General features: G+C 54.8%; 17 protein-coding genes. 10 read left to right on the top strand and 7 right to left on the bottom strand.

The genetic code is table 11. The features are described from left to right. Positions 1–75 precede the first annotated feature (75 nt). Positions 76–315: a DUF1435 domain-containing protein gene (locus ABLU50_RS17785; RefSeq protein ID WP_025999141.1), complete on the bottom strand. Its 240-nt coding sequence runs from the start codon at positions 313–315 to the stop codon at positions 76–78. Between the two features lie 70 nt (positions 316–385). Here ABLU50_RS17785 and ABLU50_RS17780 point away from each other — a divergent pair, with 70 nt between their 5' ends. From ABLU50_RS17780 to fhuF, 3 genes are all read left to right on the top strand, one after another. Further along, positions 386–556, top strand: coding sequence for a hypothetical protein (locus ABLU50_RS17780; protein WP_072096669.1), 171 nt, complete (start codon positions 386–388; stop codon positions 554–556). Between the two features lie 23 nt (positions 557–579). Continuing rightward, entirely contained in the window at positions 580–1,626 is a 1,047-nt protein-coding gene (locus ABLU50_RS17775; protein ID WP_004886496.1) for a diguanylate cyclase, read from the top strand. Positions 1,627–1,732: 106 nt separating this feature from the next. Continuing rightward, positions 1,733–2,521 carry a siderophore-iron reductase FhuF gene (fhuF, locus tag ABLU50_RS17770; protein ID WP_023319688.1) on the top strand — a complete coding sequence of 263 codons (789 nt, stop codon included), beginning with the start codon at positions 1,733–1,735 and terminating at the stop codon, positions 2,519–2,521. A 50-nt stretch (positions 2,522–2,571) separates the two neighbouring features. Here fhuF and ABLU50_RS17765 read toward each other — a convergent pair whose 3' ends face one another. After that, on the bottom strand, positions 2,572–3,915 hold the full coding sequence (locus ABLU50_RS17765) for a PTS cellobiose transporter subunit IIC (protein WP_002887650.1): 1,344 nt from the start codon (positions 3,913–3,915) through the stop codon (positions 2,572–2,574). A gap of 333 nt (positions 3,916–4,248) precedes the next feature. On the opposite strand from ABLU50_RS17765, the gene ABLU50_RS17760 reads away from it, so the two are divergent. Next, on the top strand, positions 4,249–4,707 hold the full coding sequence (locus ABLU50_RS17760) for a YbaK/EbsC family protein (protein WP_004886490.1): 459 nt from the start codon (positions 4,249–4,251) through the stop codon (positions 4,705–4,707). Between the two features lie 5 nt (positions 4,708–4,712). Here ABLU50_RS17760 and bglJ read toward each other — a convergent pair whose 3' ends face one another. The 4 genes from bglJ to pobA form a co-directional block, all read right to left on the bottom strand. Beyond that, on the bottom strand, positions 4,713–5,387 hold the full coding sequence (bglJ, locus tag ABLU50_RS17755; RefSeq protein WP_023319687.1) for a DNA-binding transcriptional activator BglJ: 675 nt from the start codon (positions 5,385–5,387) through the stop codon (positions 4,713–4,715). After that, positions 5,348–6,070: a LuxR C-terminal-related transcriptional regulator gene (locus tag ABLU50_RS17750; RefSeq protein WP_004886484.1), complete on the bottom strand. Its 723-nt coding sequence runs from the start codon at positions 6,068–6,070 to the stop codon at positions 5,348–5,350. The genes bglJ and ABLU50_RS17750 overlap by 40 nt, the downstream gene beginning before the upstream one ends. A gap of 264 nt (positions 6,071–6,334) precedes the next feature. Continuing rightward, positions 6,335–7,216 (bottom strand): helix-turn-helix domain-containing protein, encoded by an 882-nt coding sequence (locus ABLU50_RS17745; protein ID WP_023319686.1) that lies wholly within the window; start codon positions 7,214–7,216, stop codon positions 6,335–6,337. A gap of 16 nt (positions 7,217–7,232) precedes the next feature. Beyond that, positions 7,233–8,417, bottom strand: a complete 1,185-nt coding sequence (pobA, locus tag ABLU50_RS17740) for a 4-hydroxybenzoate 3-monooxygenase (protein WP_087832668.1) — start codon at positions 8,415–8,417, stop codon at positions 7,233–7,235. Positions 8,418–8,697: 280 nt separating this feature from the next. Here pobA and ABLU50_RS17735 point away from each other — a divergent pair, with 280 nt between their 5' ends. From ABLU50_RS17735 to opgB, 6 genes are all read left to right on the top strand, one after another. Beyond that, complete coding sequence (locus tag ABLU50_RS17735; protein WP_017899102.1) at positions 8,698–9,474, top strand: threonine/serine exporter ThrE family protein; 777 nt, start codon at positions 8,698–8,700, stop codon at positions 9,472–9,474. Further along, positions 9,465–9,938, top strand: coding sequence for a threonine/serine exporter (locus ABLU50_RS17730; RefSeq protein ID WP_004886472.1), 474 nt, complete (start codon positions 9,465–9,467; stop codon positions 9,936–9,938). The genes ABLU50_RS17735 and ABLU50_RS17730 overlap by 10 nt, the downstream gene beginning before the upstream one ends. Positions 9,939–10,040: 102 nt before the next feature. After that, complete coding sequence (dnaT, locus tag ABLU50_RS17725) at positions 10,041–10,580, top strand: primosomal protein DnaT (protein WP_017899103.1); 540 nt, start codon at positions 10,041–10,043, stop codon at positions 10,578–10,580. 2 nt (positions 10,581–10,582) lie between these two features. Continuing rightward, positions 10,583–11,320 (top strand): DNA replication protein DnaC, encoded by a 738-nt coding sequence (dnaC, locus tag ABLU50_RS17720; protein ID WP_087832667.1) that lies wholly within the window; start codon positions 10,583–10,585, stop codon positions 11,318–11,320. Between the two features lie 65 nt (positions 11,321–11,385). Then, complete coding sequence (locus ABLU50_RS17715) at positions 11,386–11,880, top strand: DUF2501 domain-containing protein (protein ID WP_087832666.1); 495 nt, start codon at positions 11,386–11,388, stop codon at positions 11,878–11,880. 257 nt (positions 11,881–12,137) lie between these two features. Further along, the gene (gene opgB, locus ABLU50_RS17710; protein WP_057213308.1) at positions 12,138–14,429 is read left to right on the top strand and encodes a phosphatidylglycerol--membrane-oligosaccharide glycerophosphotransferase; all 2,292 of its coding nucleotides are present in this window, start codon (positions 12,138–12,140) and stop codon (positions 14,427–14,429) included. Between the two features lie 54 nt (positions 14,430–14,483). Here the strand turns inward: opgB and ABLU50_RS17705 are convergent, their stop codons facing one another. Beyond that, positions 14,484–15,440, bottom strand: a complete 957-nt coding sequence (locus tag ABLU50_RS17705; protein WP_072140385.1) for an Rpn family recombination-promoting nuclease/putative transposase — start codon at positions 15,438–15,440, stop codon at positions 14,484–14,486. Between the last annotated feature and the right edge of the window lie 7 nt (positions 15,441–15,447).

Here is a 15,447-nt window from a genome sequence, read left to right as displayed (position 1 = left end):
TCAGGTGTTAGTGTCCTTACGGACGTGGGGGTTCAAGTCCCCCCCCTCGCACCAATATTCTTCCCTCTCCCGGCGTTATCCTCTCAGTTTGATATCCACCATCATCAGCATTATCCCACCAATCAATGCAACGCATGATGGCAGCAGGATAAAATGGCGCAGTTGACGATGCCATATCATCACCGCGGACATCAGCATGCCCACCGCGACCAGCGTCCGCCATACGTCAGCCGACACCCCGGCATACCCGAGAGCGACAATCAGCGCGCCGGGAACGACGACTGCCCAACCGCTTCCTAATGCTCGCTGCAGCATGGTTTTACCTCTCACAACGATAATGATAACTAATATCATATGATAATTTTTATCATTTGTCATTTACGAAGTGCTCTGTGCCTTATTCTTTACGTTCGCGGTAATGACATACATTCATGAAGGTGATAAATTAAGCGGATTATCGATATATATTAAATATTTTTCTTATTTTGCAAATAACCTTTTTTTGCACATTGTTATCAGACTCTTCATTTTTGGCTTTCATCATTTTGAAATTTAACGACTAATAATGATTCTTCCGATATGACTGCACAAACCTGGCGAGCACACTACGCACAAAAATATCAATATTCCTTACGGCTTTTTTTACTGCTTAATTTCATTTCTTCCTCTCTGTCGCTGGTCACCCCCCTATTTACGGTAGTTCGTTTTACGCTGCCCTGCGCTCTGATCGTGGCCTGCAGCGGGTTGCTGCTGCTCTGGCACTGGAAATGGCCGCAATCGAAAATAAATATTTCCGCTATCTCGTTGTTATTTGGCATGCTATGGGCATGGCACGTAGTGACAAAGGCGATGCTATTGACACCGCCGCATTTTAACTATCTGGTGATCGCCCTATTAAGCATTCTGTTTATCGGCACCATCGCTTTTTCCAATAATATCACTGCCTTTACCCTCCACTCTTTACCGACTTTCCTTGCCTGCCTGATAATGGCCGAGGGAGAACAATGGTTGCGCATGACTTACTGTTTTATGCTGCCTATTGCCGGTATTACCCTGCAAAATATTATCCAGAAGCGCAGCGATGCCTTTACACAAGGATTAATGGATAAACTGATGCAGGAACGCAACACCCTCAACGATCTCAGTATGCTGGATCCCCTGACCGGTTTGTATAATCGCCGCGGACTGCAGAATCGCCTCGATACCCTGCTGGCGCTGGACGGCGATAACCACTTCGTGCTGCTCCTCGATATCGATCATTTCAAAGCCTATAACGATCACTACGGTCATATGATGGGCGATCAGGCGCTCATTCGCGTCTCTGCTGCCATTCGTAACGCCGTACGCTCGCGCGATATTGTCGCCCGCTTTGGTGGAGAGGAGTTTATGGTGCTGCTGACCAATAGCAGCGAAGAAACGGCCTGGCAGGCTGCCGAACGAATTCGACAGCGGGTCTATGACCTGAAAATCCCACATATGTTTAATGAGAGCGTCGCCACCAACGTGACCATTAGTATTGGTCTGACGCCGCTCATTGATGACAATATTGAGCAAGCGCTGGCGCGAGCCGATGGCGCACTCTATGAAGCTAAAAATAAAGGCCGCAACATTATTTTGGCCAGTTAACCCGCGCGCGCTGCGACATCGTGGCGCCGACAAAATTCTTGCCATGCCGCCTGCAAACAACTAATATCAGGAATCATTATCATTTAGATTTGTATCTGGAAATCGAATGGCCTGGCGTTCCCTTCCTCTCAGCGATGAACTTATCTGGCGGGCCCCTTTGCCGACGGCTGAGCGCGCCCTGGCGGAGAGTATTCGGGAAAAAATCGCCACCCTACGCCCCCATCTGCTCGATTTCCTGCGCCTGGATGAATCCGCTCCCGGTCACGCGTTGACGCTCGCCGAGTGGTCGCAACCCACCGCCTTACGCTCCCTGTTGGCCACTTATTCCGATCATATCTATCGTCATCAGCCAACGCTGACACGGGAACAGAAACCTCTGCTCTCGCTCTGGGCGCAATGGTATATCGGTCTGCTGGTGCCGCCGCTGATGCTGGCGTTGCTCAATGAACCACAGGGTCTCAGCCTGGCGCCGGAACATTTCCACGTCGAATTTCACGAAAGCGGCCGGGCGGCCTGTTTCTGGATTGATGTCCATAGTGATGCCGGCATCGAGAGACTGTCACCGCTGTCGCGGATGGATGCCCTGGTGACGCGCACCCTGCAGCCGGTTATTGAGGCGCTGGAAGCGACGGGCGAAATCAATGGCAAGCTTATCTGGAGCAATACAGGCTATCTGATTAACTGGTATCTTGGGGAAATGCGCGCGCTGCTGGGGGATGAGCAGCTTGCCGCCCTGCGCCAGCACTGTTTCTTTGAAAAACAACTCGCCGATGGTCAGGATAACCCACTATGGCGAACGGTCGTGCTGCGTGAAGGGCAGTTAGTCCGACGCACCTGTTGTCAGCGCTATCGCCTGCCGGACGTCCAACAGTGCGGCGACTGCACGTTAAAATAACGCCCTGTTCCCAATAAGCTACGGGCAGCCTGTGGCCGCCCGGTCACTATTTATGCGGTCTGCTGACTCTCCTGTTCCGCCCGTTCGGCCTCTTCCGCTTCCTGAGCAAGCAGCTGTTTCTCATACACCTTAAAGAACGGGAAGTAGATAATCGCCGACACGCAGGCCAGAACGATGACCAGAATTGCCGCCCGGAAATCCCAGCCCAGCGCCCAGGCACCGCCAATCGGCGCCGGCGCCGTCCACGGCACCACGGAGATGACGCGGCCGATCAGATCCAGCTTCATTGCCGCCCAGGCCAGTACCGCATTCACCATCGGCGCCAGCAGGAACGGAATAAAGAACACCGGATTCATGACAATAGGCGTCCCAAAGATGACCGGCTCGTTAATGTTAAACAGGCTTGGCACCACGCTCAAACGACCAATGGAGCGCAAATGCGCTGAACGACTGCGCAGATAGCAGAACACCAGCCCCATGGTGGCACCAGAACCTCCGACCACGATAAAGAAGGTCCAGAACGCCTCCATAAAGATATGCGGCAGAGGTGCGCCCTGGGCCAGCGCCTGCTGGTTCATACCGAGGTTGGTCAGCCAGAACATCTGCAGCATCCCGGAAACGATCGCCGCACCGTGGATCCCGGCAAACCACAGCAGGTGGCCGATGAGAACCGCCAACAGGATCGCCGGCAGGGAATCGGCCGCCGAAACCAGCGGTTTGAAAATCGCCATAATGGCCTGCGGGATCAGCATGTCAAAATGGTGTTGAATAAACAGGCTCAGCGGATAGAGCGTTAGCACAACCACCAGCACCGGGATCAACAGATCAAAGGAATTTTTGATCATCGGAGGGACCTGATCCGGTAGACGGATACCGATGTTATGTGCCTTGAGAAAACGCATCATCTCCACACAGTAGATCGCCACCAGAATGGCGGTAAAGATCCCTGTTCCGCCGAGGCTATCCACCGGCAGCGTGCCATTCGTCTTCGGCGCGGCAATCAGTAAAAAGGCCATGATCGACAGCATCGCGCACATAAAGGGATCGAGCTGATTGGATTTCTCGTAGTGCTTACCGAGGTTGTAAGAGATTGCCGCGCAGATGTAGATCGACATGATCCCCATTGTCATATCAAAGGGGGTCAGAATGCGCCCCTCGAACTCTTTTGCCAGATCCAGCCAGGCGCGGGCGAAACCCCAGGTGGTATCCGGGGAAAAAGGAGGATAAGCAAACACCAGCAGAAACGATCCGACGATCATAAACGGCATCGCGGAGATAAAACCGTCACGGATAGCCATGACGTGACGCTGCGATGAGATCCGCCCTGCTATGGGGCTTATGTAATTTTCTACAAAGCGAAATATCAAATTAAACGCAGCATGGTTAGCAGACATAGTAGCCCTCCTGACAGGCTATTGATACTGGCCCAACAACGATTACCCTGCCGTTACGATGACCGCTTTTTGATGCAGCAGGCCGCGGGTGGATCACCGGCTATACTGCTCATAACACAACGATTCATACACGGCTCTTTTGTTATAAATAAAAGGAGAAGTGACTGTTCCAGTATTCATCTCAATGCAGATAACCGCAACCGGTTACAGTAACCGGTTACGGTGAATGTGAAGGAGATCGACAAAACAGAAAGAATCTGGATTGTCCGCGCCGATATTTACACTCCGCCAGGCTTGTGACAGATTTAACCAGGCTTAAATCAGGAGAATCCAATGAGTCTGCAGTCTGTACGGCAGTTCTTTGCCGAACACGCCCCCGATATCGAAATTATTGAGTTAAACCAGAGTACCGCCACCGTGGCGCTCGCCGCTGCCGCGCACAACGTTGAGCCGGGACAAATAGCCAAAACGCTGTCGCTCAAGATCAAAGATAAAATTGTACTGATCGTCGCCAGGGGCGATGCGCGGCTGGATAATAAAAAGCTAAAAGAAACCTTTGGCGCAAAAGCGCGTATGTTGAGCAGCGATGAGGTGGTGACCTGGACCGGCCATCCGGTCGGCGGCGTGTGCCCGTTTGGTCTGGAAAATCCGCTGGACGTCTTCTGTGACGTCTCGCTCAGGCACTATCAGGAGGTACTACCCGCAGCGGGGGCTATTCACAGCGCCGTTCGCATCGAACCAGAACGAATGGCGCAGCTCACCGACGCAACATGGGTAGACGTATGCATATAGCCGCGTTATGCCACCTGTTTAACGGCGCTGGTCGGGCCGTTTATCGGTAAATGCAGCAAGATATCCGCCGCGTTTAATAAACCAATGTCAGAGCGAACCCCGAGCTTGGTCATGGCGTTGAACTTATGCGCGCGGATGGTTTTAATGTTCCGGTTCAGCTGCACCGCAATTTCCGAAAGCGAATATCCCCACGACATATACCGAAGAATAGCGTGCTCCGTCGGACTTAGCGGATCGTTGCATGCCTCTCTGCCGCAAAAATGCTCTTTGCCGGCGAGGGAATGATTATCCAGCAGCTGTAACAAATGCTCCTGCAACCCGCGTCGCGGCGCAGATTTATTTAATATACCGTGCAGGCAGGACGGCATTAAATGGCCGATCAGGCGCATTTCGCTTTCATTATTAGCCAGAATAATCGTTTGGACTTCCGGTCGGATCCTCGCCATCTCGTGAAGAAAAAGCAGGCTCTCGGCTCTGGACGAACGACTCCCTGAAAGTGAAAAGATCATTGCTGACCATGGGAAAGACGCTTCCACCGCCCTGAGCAAATTGATATTTTTAAAAAAATGAATGCGGTATTGGCTGTTATCTTCACGGCTAAAGATATAGCGCCAGGCCATTTCCGTCATCACACATTTTTCTACGATGGCGACATGACGGGTTGTGCTATTTTTTTCCATTCCATTTGCTCCCCGTAAGCTGAATTGATATTCAGCTCTTGCATTCCCTGCGCGCTGTTGATCCAGGCATACATTTCAGCGTTGCTGCGTAGCGATAAGCGACGCATTGCGCTATTTTTCTGCGCGCTGATCGTCTTATTGCTCTTTTTCAACAGCGCGGCGATCTGGTTAATTCCCCATCCCTTCGCCAGAAGGCGCAGAACTTTTCGCTCTGACAGGGTCAGCATCGCCGCAGAGTGGTAGCTTGCGAAATCGCTGTCCTCATTCCCGGTAAACAGCGTACGGCTAATCTGCTCAGCCGCACGGCTACCAGCACAAATCACCTCAATCAGCCGGTTTACCGGCTCGCTCTCGGAGATGAGCGAGCTTTCGGGACGAATTAATAGCTCAACGGCTAATGGATAGAGGCTGTCGCTGACCATAAAAACCCAGTGAATATCACGATACTGGGTCATGAGGGAGTAATAACGCTCGCAGACGGCCCGGGGTTGCGCAATCTCGCCGGAGATATCCGCAACGACCAGCACCGCCCGCCGCAGTTGTAAAAGGGTGAGCTCATCATGAGAGCGACAAAAACTGAGTTCGTAATCCGGGAGGTTCTCATTGAAGATCACCTTTAACCCTGACTGCATGACGGGGATTTTACTAATAACGACGCCAAACTTACCTTGTCCTGGTAACATAACACCTCCGCTTCCTGTCGAAGTTCCTTCGCTTGCCCGTAAACGTTCGGCGAGTGACTCGATCGCCATACCATTTACTGGATGAATATTAAAAACATATTCATGGCCCGCGTACACGATATACTGAATGACCGAACCATGGTCATACCGTGTAAATATTATTCCTGTGTATACTTGCGATGAATATTAGCACAGACGCCTCTGCGCTAATAAATTAGAAAAGATAAAACTATTATTTAGCAAAAATAATTTCAGGCTTGAAAATTATGAAGCATTCTCTTTAATTGCTTCTCTAAATGCTTTAGGCGACATACCACTGTAGCGGCGGAAAAAGCGAGAAAAATAGGCGGCGTCGCTAAAACCCAAATAATCAGACAGTTGCGTTACCGTCATGCGAGTGTACTGCAGGTTACGCCGCGCCTCAAGCATCAGTCGCTGATGCAGTACCCCGAGAGCGCTACAGCCATAGAACTCGCGACATAAATAGTTTAAATGCGTGACCGACAGCCCAATCAACTTCGCATACTCCGCCAGCGGGAGATGCTGCCGGTAGTGGCTCTCAATAAGCCGGGAAAAATGACGCATCATACTGCGCTTTCGCTCCGCTTTGTCTTCCGCGGGCGGTGCGGGGCGGCACTGCCGGTTCAGCCAGACCAGCAGCGTTCCCAGCAGCGAATAAAGCATCATTTCCCGTGCGTCATGATCGGCACTGTACTCCTCGCGAAGCGCTGAAAACAGCGTATGCATACGCCCCCGGGAACGCCCCACCGGCAGACACTGCGCTACGCTAAGCACATCCAGCGGCCGGCCGAACTGATTTTCAAAGCGGCTCAGCAGCGGCAGCGCCAGGGAGAGCACAAATCCGTGCGTCCCGGGTGAAAAATGAAAGCCATGAATGCAGAGGGCGGGCACCACCTGGATGCAGGATTCCGTCATCACCGCGGTGGTGCCTTCAATTTCGATCTCCGCCCGACCTTTGTGCAGATAGAGGAGCTGGACCATTTCGGCGTGCTGGTGGACGCGAATATGCCACTGATACAGGCTGCTGCGCTGCAAAATCGATTCGCAGTGCAGCAGGTCCGGCGTCGGCCAGCCGCGCTCCTCGCCATAGAGCTTAAATACCGGAACAGTTTGGACGGGCGACATAGTTACTCCTGTTCAGTCAGACGACGCGCTCCATGGGCAGGCCCACGTAGTTTTCCGCGATGGTGGTCAGCCCAGCGCGCGAGCCCAAATAGTAGCGGCGATCGGCCGCCTGCATTTTGGCGTCGAATTCGTTCTGCTGCGGGAAATCGTGCAGCAGACGGGTCATGAACCAGCTAAAGCGTTCCCCTTTCCAGACCCGATCCAGCGCCAGTCTCGAATAGGTCGCGAGCAGATCGCTCCGGCCATGATGGTAGTATTCGCGAAGGATCCGCCACAGATAGTTCACGTCCGATGCCGCCAGGTTCAACCCTTTAGCGCCGGTCGGCGGTACGATATGCGCGGCATCCCCCACCAGAAACAATCGCCCATATTGCATCGGCTCTACGACGAAGCTGCGCAAGGGAGCGATGCTTTTCTCAAGTGAGTGACCAGTCACTAACTTTGATGACAGATCCACCGGCAATCGGCATTTCAACTCCTGCCAGAAGCGTTCGTCCGACCAGTCTTCCACTTTATCGCTCAGCGGAACCTGCAAATAGTAGCGGCTGCGAGTAAGTGAGCGCTGACTACATAAAACGAATCCCCGCTGATGATGCGCATAGATCAGCTCCGGATTGACCGGCGGCGTATCCGCCAGCAGGCCTAACCAGCCGAACGGCCAGACGCTCTCGTAAGTCTTGAGGATGTCAGCGGGAATACTTTGCCGCGACACGCCATGGAACCCGTCGCAACCGGCGATAAAGTCACACTCCAGGCGGCAGAATTCACCTTCGCTAAGATAGATGATCGTCGGCCGGTCGCTTTTCGCGTCATGGATAGTCACTTCGCTCACGCCATACACGATCGGCGCGTCGCTGGCGGCCCGGGCAGCCATCAGATCGCGGGTCACTTCAGTCTGGCCGTAAACCATCACGCTCTTGCCGTCGGTCAGCTCGCTCAGTGAGACGGGCACCCGCTGGCCGTCAAAGAGAAACTCCACCCCATGATGCACCAGGCCTTCGACATCCATCCGCTGCGCCACGCCCGCTTCGCGAAGCAGATCGACGGTACCGCTTTCCAGAATTCCCGCGCGGATGCGCCCCAGCACATACTGCGGCGTTTGACGCTCAAGAATGACCGTGTGGATGCCGGCGTTGTGCAGGAGCTGCCCCAGCAGCAGCCCGGAAGGGCCAGCGCCAATAATCGCGACCTGTGTTTTCATAGGATTGTCTCACTTTTGCAGGGTTAATTATTTGTATATTTTTTGTTTAATAAAAGTACTTTCCTGCATTTTTGATAAGTCAGACGGGAAAAAGAAGGGATGAATGGCGACAAAAATTGCACTTTTCACCAAACTGGCAAAAGTGTGGGACGCTTCAAATTCTGCCCCTCCGGCGGGCGGGAAATTTTTGCACATTATTTGATCCCACCCCCCTCAGCCGCCCCGGCGCTTCAGGTTAAAGTATCGGCAGATACCAGGCGTCGCGGACAGCAGAGGAAATATGCAGGTTGATCGGGCACAGCAGCGGGCAATCACACGATTATGCATCCAGTGTGGTCTTTTTTTGTTACAGCACGGCGCCGAAAGCGCGTTGGTGGAAGAGCTTTCAACGCGTCTCGGGCTGGCGCTGGGGATGGACAGCGTCGAAAGCGCCATCTCCTCCAACGCTATCGTCCTGACCACCATTAAGAATGGCGAATGTCTTACCTCCACGCGTAAAAATGTCGACCGCGGCATTAATATGCATGTGGTGACGGAAGTGCAGCATATCGTGATCCTCGCCGAGCATAAGCTGCTGGATTATCGCGACGTCGAGAAGCGCTTCGCGCAGATTAGGCCCCTGCGCTATCCCCGCTGGTTGCTGGTGATCATGGTGGGCCTCTCCTGCGCTTGTTTCTGTAAACTGAATAACGGCGGCTGGGATGGAGCGCTGGTCAGCTTCTGCGCCAGCACGGTGGCCATGTACATTCGCCAGGTGCTGACCCACCGTTCCATGCATCCGCAGATCAACTTCTGCATCACCGCCTTTGTGGCCACCACGATCTCCGGGCTGCTGCTGCGCCTCCCTACCTTTGCCAGCACCCCGACCATCGCCATGGCCGCCAGCGTCCTGCTGCTGGTCCCGGGCTTTCCGCTGATCAACGCCGTCGCCGATATGTTTAAAGGGCATATTAATACCGGCCTCGCCCGCTGGGCGATCGCCAGCCTGTTAACCCTTGCCACCTGCATTGGCGTAGTGATGGCAATGACCGTATGGGGGCTGCGGGGATGGGCATAATTTCGTTTATTTTCGCGCTGGCGGAAGACATGCTGCTGGCGGCGATCCCTGCCGTTGGGTTTGCGATGGTCTTTAATGTCCCGCAGCGCGCCCTGCGCTGGTGCGCGCTGCTGGGGGCCATCGGCCACGGTTCGCGCATGGTCATGATGAGCGCCGGTTTTAACATTGAATGGGCCACGTTTCTCGCCGCCCTGCTGGTGGGTTGCATCGGCATCCAGTGGTCGCGCTGGTATCTGGCGCATCCGAAGATTTTTACCGTTGCCGCTGTGATCCCGATGTTTCCCGGTATTTCCGCTTACACTGCGATGATCTCCGCGGTAAAAATCAGTCATTTTGGCTATTCTGAAGAGATGATGATTTTGCTGCTGAGCAATTTTTTAAAGGCCTCTTCAATCGTGGGCGCCCTCTCCATCGGCCTGTCGATACCCGGTCTGTGGCTGTATCGTAAGCGCCCTCGCGTCTAACCCCGGCGTCGCGGTAAAGCCGCGACGCTCCTTCCGCGACGGGCTCTGTGCTACTATGTGCAGATCACCCCACTCTTTGCAGTTCAGAGTTGAGATAGAGTTATGTCTTCGCGAATTTTAACCTCCCATTTTAGCGGCCTGGAAGAGTTCCTCCAGCAGCACGCGGCGCTGCTGGCGAAATCGACTGACGGCACTGTCGCCGTTTTTGCCAACAACGCCCCGGCGTTCTATGCGCTGACCCCAGACCGGCTGGCGCAGCTGCTGGAACTGGAAGCCAGGCTGGCGCGCCCCGGCAGCGACATCGCGCTTGACCCGCAGTTTTTCGACGAGCCCGCGGCGGCGCCCGTTGCGGTGCCGATGGGCAAATTTGCCATGTATGCGGCCTGGCAGCCGGACGCCGACTTTCAGCGTCTGGCCGCGCTGTGGGGCATCGCCCTGAGCCAGCCGGTCACCCCGGAAGAGCTGGCCGCTTTCGTCGCTTACTGGCAGGCGGAAGGTAAAGTGTTTCACCACGTGCAGTGGCAGCAGAAACTGGCTCGCAGCGTGCAAATCAGCCGCGCCAGCAACGGCGGGCAGCCGAAGCGCGATGTGAACAGCGTGAGCGAACCCGACAGTCATATTCCGCGAGGTTTCCGAGGATGAGCATGAAAAACGTTGGCGATCTGATGAAGCGCCTGCAGAAAATGATGCCGGCTCATATCGAACCGGCGTTTAAAACCGGCGAAGAGCTGCTGGCCTGGCAAAAAGAGCAAGGCAAGCTGCGTTCCGAAGCGCTGGAGCGGGAGAACCGCGCGATGAAAATGCAGCGCACCTTTAACCGCTCGGGGATCCGCCCCCTGCATCAGAACTGCTCCTTTGATAACTATCGCGTCGAGTGCGAGGGGCAGATGAACGCCCTCGCCCGGGCGCGTCAGTACGTGGAGGAGTTTGATGGCAATATCGCCAGCTTTATCTTCTCCGGCAAACCGGGCACCGGCAAAAACCACCTCGCGGCTGCTATCTGCAACGAACTGCTGCTGCGCGGGAAATCGGCCTTAATTATCACCGTGGCTGATATTATGTCAGCCATGAAAGATACCTTCGGCAACCGGGAGACGAGCGAAGAGCAATTACTGAGCGATCTCAGCAAGGTCGATCTTCTGGTGATTGATGAAATTGGTATGCAGACGGAGTCTCGCTATGAAAAGGTCATTATCAATCAGATAGTTGACCGCCGCTCTTCCTCCAAACGGCCTACCGGTATGCTAACCAACAGTAATATGGAAGAGATGAATAAGCTGCTCGGCGAACGGGTGATGGACCGTATGCGCCTGGGCAACAGCCTGTGGGTTATCTTCAACTGGGAAAGTTACCGGCACCGCGTCACCGGCAAGGAGTATTAAGAGATTTCCGGACAACGGCGGCGTTATACTAAAGTGATTCTTCAGTCACGCTTATGAGTCCGTCTATGAAATCGTTAAAAAATGGCTTACTTGCCGCGCTTACCCTCAGCGCATTTACCCTCTCCGGGGCCCACGCTGCCTCCTGGCAGGATTCTCTCAACAGCGCCGCCAGCCAGCTCAGCGGCGGCAGCACCCAGGCTGGCGGCGGCGGCATGTCCGTCTCCTCGCTAACCAGCCTGCTCAGTGGCAGCAGCCAGTCGCTGACCGCCAGCAGCATGAATAATGCGGCCGGGATCTTGTCATATTGCGCGCAACAGAAGCTGGCCTCCGTGACCAGCGCCGATAACGTCAAAAACCAGGTGCTGGATAAACTAGGACTCAGCACGCCGGAAAAACAGAAACAAGACACCAACTATCTCGATGGCCTGCAGGGGTTGCTCAACAGTAATAACGGCCAGCAGCTGGACCTGAATACGCTTGGCAACAGCTCGTTGGCGAAACAGGTGAAAACCAAAGCCTGCGATCTGGTCTTAAAACAGGGCGTTAACTTCCTCTCCTGATACGTACTGCTAATGCCGCGTTTGTCGCCTTCGCAACGGCAGCGCGGCCTGAAACGGCTTTTTTCTCCTTTTTCTCCTTGCGCTTCCCCGCCACGCCGGCTGCGACGCCGATCAAAAAAGGCAACTTCTAAACCAATTCTGAATAACTGCACACTTTCATGACGCTAGAATTGCAGCAAGATGGCGCTGCAATTACAGTGTGGCTTGAAAAGTAATCTGTTCTGCCAGCCGATAACTGGCGTTAATGAGGATGAGCTGTGTCAGAGTTGTTATCCATCGCCTTATTTTTAGCTTCGGTGGCGCTTTATGCCTGGAAAGCGGGTCGTAACACCTGGTGGTTTGCCGCCACGCTCACGGTGTTAGGCCTGTTCGTGGTACTGAATATCACCCTCTACGCCAGCGACTACTTTACCGGCGACGGCATCAACGACGCGGTACTCTACACTCTGACCAACAGCCTGACCGGCGCCGGGATCGGCAAATACATTCTGCCGGGCGTCGGCGTGGCCGTCGCGCTGGTTGCCGTTTTTGGCGCCCTGGGGTGGGTGCTGCGCCGCCGTCGGCATCATCCTCATCACGTCGGCTACAGCCTGGCGGCGCTGCTGCTGGCGCTGGCCTCGGTCGACGCCAGCCCGGCCTTCCATCAAATCAGCGAGCTGGTGAAATCGCAATCACGGGAAGGAGACCCGGACTTTGCCGCGTACTACAAAGAACCGTCGAAGCGTATCGACAATCCGCAGCTGAATCTGGTCTATATCTATGGCGAAAGCCTTGAGCGCACCTATTTTGATAACGATGCGTTCCCCAACCTCACCCCTGAGCTTGGCAGAATTAAAGATGAGGGCATTGATTTCAGCAATACCATGCAGCTGCCGGGGACCGATTACACCATCGCCGGCATGGTCGCGTCACAGTGCGGCATTCCGCTGTTTGCGCCGTTTGAAGGCAACGCTTCGGCCTCCGTATCCAGCTTCTTTCCGCAGAATATCTGCCTTGGCGATATCCTGAAAAACTCCGGTTACGAAAACTATTTTGTGCAGGGAGCTAACCTGCGCTTTGCCGGCAAAGACGTGTTTCTAAAGTCCCACGGCTTCGATCACCTGTTCGGGGCGGAAGAGCTCAAAACCACGGTAGCGGATCCCGCCTACCGCAACGACTGGGGCTTCTATGACGACACGGTACTCGAGGAGACGTGGAAAAAATTCGAAGAGCTGTCGCAGTCCGGAAAACGCTTTTCGCTGTTCGCCCTGACGGTGGACACCCACCACCCCGACGGCTTTATTTCGCGCACCTGCGAGCGTAAACGCTATGACGTGGACGGCAAGAAAAACCTCTCCTTCAGCGCCGTTAGCTGCAGCCAGGAACATATCGCCGCGCTAATCGAGAAGATCAAAGCCTCTCCCTATTTCAAAAACACGGTCATCGTGGTCTCTTCCGACCACCTCGCCATGAAGAACAGCGCCTGGGATTACCTCAACAAGCACGATCGCAGCAATTTGTTCTTTGTCCTGCGCGGCGATCGGCCGCAGCAGGAGACCCTGGCAGTGAAACGCAACACCATGGATAACGGTGCGACGGTGCTGGATATTCTCGGTGGCGATAACTATATCGGCCTCGGGCGCAGTAGCCTCTCCGGCCAGTCGCTCTCCGGTATTTTCATCAATATGAAAGAGAAGGTCCTGGCCTGGAAACCTGACGTGATCCGCCTGTGGAACTTCCCGAAAGAGATTAAAAACTTCACCATCGACTCGCAGAAGAACATGATCGCCTTCTCCGGCAGCCATTTCCGTCTGCCGCTGCTGCTCCGGGTGTCGGACCAGCGCGTTGAACCGCTGCCGGAGAGCGAATACTCGGCGCCGCTGCGCTTCCAGCTGGCCGATTTCGCACCGCGGGATAATTTCGTGTGGGTCGATCGCTGCTATAAAATGGGCCAGCTGTGGTCTCCTGAGCTGGCGCTCTCCACCGACTGGTGCGTCTCGCAGGGACAGCTGGGGGGTGAGCAGAAGGTTCAGCACGTTGATAAGCCACAGTGGAAAGGCAAGACCGCCTTCAGGGACACCCTTATCGATATGGAGCGCTATAAGGGCAACGTCGATACGCTGAAAGTTGTCGACAACGATATTCGCTATAAGGCCGACAGCTTCGTGTTTAACGTTGCCGGCGCGCCGGAAGAGGTGAAACAGTTTAGCGGCATTTCGCGCCCCGAGTCCTGGGGTCGGTGGTCCAATGCCCAGCTGGGCAGCGACGTGAAGATTGAATATAAAGAGCCGCTGCCGGAGAAATTTGATCTGGTGATCACCGCCAAAGCCTACGGTCCCAATGCCAATAAGCCGATCCCGGTGCGGGTTGGTCAAAGTGAGCAAGTGCTTACTCTGGTCAATGATGTGACCACTACGACGCTGCATTTCGACAACCCGACGCGCAGCAACACGCTGACCATCACTCCGCCGGACCCGCAGTCCACCAACGAGGGCAATATCCTCGGCCACTCCCCGCGTCAGCTGGGGATCGGTATGGTGGAGATCAAAGTGGTGAAAAGCGAAGGTTAAAGCCACCTTGCCCGGCGGGTTTTGGCGCCGGGCAACGGTTTGGGTGGCAGGGTGTTAGCAATACAGCGGCTTGAGCTCGTCAGCCGACAGTCCGGTAATCTTCTGTACCGTCTCTTTGTCGAGGCCATTCTGTAACATGCTGCCGGCAATGCGCAGCGCCTCACGCCGGCTCCCTTCCTGTAAGCCCTCAAGGCGCCCTTCCAGGCGCCCTTCCTGTCGGCCCTCATGCCGACCTTCCTGTCGACCTTCCTGCTTAAGCTTTTGCGCGATAGACATCAATGTCTCCTCATACTGTGGCAGACGGCGGGCCAGCCGGCGGAGAAACACGCCCGGCTCGGCCGTGTTACCGTACTGCAGCATATAGTGAAACAGCATTCTCAACTGCCGGGGGCTAGTGTATCCCAGCATCACCACGGCCGCCAACGACTCCGTTATGCCGCTGAGATCGCGCTGGCGAATATGCTTTTGCATCAGCTCCAGCAGGGCGACCCGCCGATGCTGCACGATTTCATCGTCCGGCATGACCGTGACGTCGATCAATGGAAACTGATTGCCGTACAGCTTCTTCGCCAGCTGCGGGTCGGCAAATTCATCCAGCCAGTTGAGGGAAAAAGGATAGGGACTGGTTGCGCCGTGATAAAACAGCATCGGCACCACCAGCGGCAGCGTTTTGTGCCCGGCGTCGAGGTGTCGCTGCATCGTGGCAATCGCATAGCGCATCAGACGAAAAGCCATATGGTTGTCCGGCGAGCTCTGATGCTCTATCACCACGTAAATATATCCCGCCCCGCAGGTGGTTCGCACCGACCACAGCACGTCCGAATACCAGGCGCGCAGATCCTCATCGATAAAACTCGCCGATTGCAGCCTCAGGGTAGCGAAATCGCACCGCTGGCGGATCGCTTCGGGAAGATAGAGCATGAGGAAATCATTCGCTGTCTCCGGGTGGCGAAGAAATCGTTTAAAGACCGCATCATGCGGCGTTGAGGTCATCCGTTTTTTCATGGCCATCCGCTTG

Origin of the sequence: Klebsiella sp. GG_Kp173, assembly GCF_040062415.1 — a bacterium.
Classification (GTDB): domain Bacteria; phylum Pseudomonadota; class Gammaproteobacteria; order Enterobacterales; family Enterobacteriaceae; genus Klebsiella; species Klebsiella quasipneumoniae.
This window is presented reverse-complemented; position numbering and strand designations above follow the sequence as displayed.